The sequence below is a fragment of the Rhodococcus sp. R1101 genome (genome assembly GCF_000278445.1).
In the GTDB taxonomy this organism is placed as follows: domain Bacteria; phylum Actinomycetota; class Actinomycetes; order Mycobacteriales; family Mycobacteriaceae; genus Rhodococcus; species Rhodococcus gordoniae.
The window spans coordinates 1-1,555 of the sequence record NZ_AJVB01000680.1 but is presented as its reverse complement, the minus strand read 5'-3'; the positions used below and the strand labels follow the sequence as shown (position 1 = coordinate 1,555).

The window sequence follows — 1,555 nt, the reverse complement described above, 5'->3', positions numbered from 1 at the left end:
GCAGAAGGTGCAGCCCGGGCGCCAGTAGACCACGGGAACGCCGCGGGCCACTGCGTCGCGACGAGCGGTCGCGTCGTCGACATGATGGGGGAAGAACAGGGGAGAGGCGACCCACGCCATCGCGAGCAGCAATACCGACGTCACCACCGAGGTCACGTCGAATGCGCCGGTGAGCAGAACGACGGACGCAACGGCCACCATCGCCGCAGCCAGGATCCAGGTTCGCCACACAGGAGTGAGCCTAGTTCCTTCGAATCGGCATCGACGGAGGGCTCGAAGGCTGCCCGGTGACCGCTCCGCCCATATGCCGCTACCTGCGGGTCTGCGCACAGGAGAGAGCGCGCGCTAGCGTATTCGGTCATGGTCGTCACCGAGAGTTCACCTCCTGTATCCTCGCGGTTGGTCCGCTCGATGTTCATCCCTGCTGTGGGGGTCGCACTCGTGCTGACTCTGCTCGCGGCAGCGACGGTGCCGATCCGCGATCGCCTGTACCTGTCCGTCGCCCAGACCGTCGAGGGATCGTTTCTCGGACCGCTCGCGGGTCTCGTCGCCGACAAGGGGCTGCTCGTCCTCGTCGCCTTCACCGGTGTCCTGGCGGCATGGTTGTGGCGGAACGACCGCCGGGGCTTCGGCGCCCTCGCCGTCGGCGGTCTCGGAGTGGTGGGTGCCTACCTGTCGAGCGAACTCGTCAAACTGCTGGTGACGGAGCCGCGACCGTGTCGCGCGCTCGGCATCGCGACGGTACTGGAGTGTCCCGAGGTGGGCGACTGGTCCTGGCCGTCCAACCATTCCGTCATCGCCGCCTCGTTCGCGACCGCGTGTGTGCTTGCGGCTCCGCGCCTGATCTGGCTGGTCGCGCCGCTCGCGGCGGTGCTCGCGTTCTCCCGGGTGACGGTAGGGGTGCACTACGTGCACGACGTGCTGTCGGGCATGGCGCTCGGTGTACTGGTCGTGTCGCTCGTCGTCGCGGTGCTTCTGCCCTTCGCGTCGCGACTTCCCATCCTGTCGCGCGAGGCCCGGTCGAACGGGGACGGGTCTGGACAGCGGGTGAGCCCAGGGCGTTGACTGAAGGTACACAGTCCGGACCGGGAGGCCGTCATGGGCATCATTGTCGGCTTTCGCGGCGGCGGTGCTCGATGAGTACCGGGGACCGGATCCGGGATCTCGGGTATGCAGCGGGGTGGCGGGCGGTATGCGCGCTTCCGGAGAAGCCGGCGAACCGCCTGTTCGAGATGGCCGCGGACCGTGCGGCGCGAGACGGTGGGCCGATCCAACTACGACGCAACCTTGCCCGGGTGTTGTCCACTACTCCGGATCGGGTGCCCGACGAACTCGTGCGCGCGAGTCTGCGTTCCTACGCGCGGTATTGGTGTGAGGCATTCCGGTTGCCGTCGATGGACCCGGTACGGCTGGCCGAGACCATCGACTCCGCGGCGACCGGACTCGAACACATCCACGAGGCCGTCGCGCGTGGGCGCGGAGCTGTATTGGCGCTTCCGCACAGCGGCAACTGGGACCTGGCGGGAGTGTGGATCGTACAGCGGATCGGCACGCC

At 68.0% G+C, this 1,555-nt stretch carries 2 protein-coding genes and 1 pseudogene; 2 read left to right on the top strand and 1 reads right to left on the bottom strand.

Translation table 11 applies throughout. The annotated features are described in order from the left end of the window. Positions 1-231 (bottom strand): annotated as a pseudogene (locus tag R1101_RS0123150) (hypothetical protein); the annotation flags it as partial. A 129-nt stretch (positions 232-360) separates the two neighbouring features. On the opposite strand from R1101_RS0123150, the gene R1101_RS0123145 reads away from it, so the two are divergent. After that, complete coding sequence (locus R1101_RS0123145; RefSeq protein WP_232284818.1) at positions 361-1,065, top strand: phosphatase PAP2 family protein; 705 nt, start codon at positions 361-363, stop codon at positions 1,063-1,065. A 71-nt stretch (positions 1,066-1,136) separates the two neighbouring features. After that, on the top strand, positions 1,137-1,555 hold a 419-nt coding region (locus R1101_RS28360), incomplete at its 3' end, for an LpxL/LpxP family acyltransferase (protein WP_037224859.1).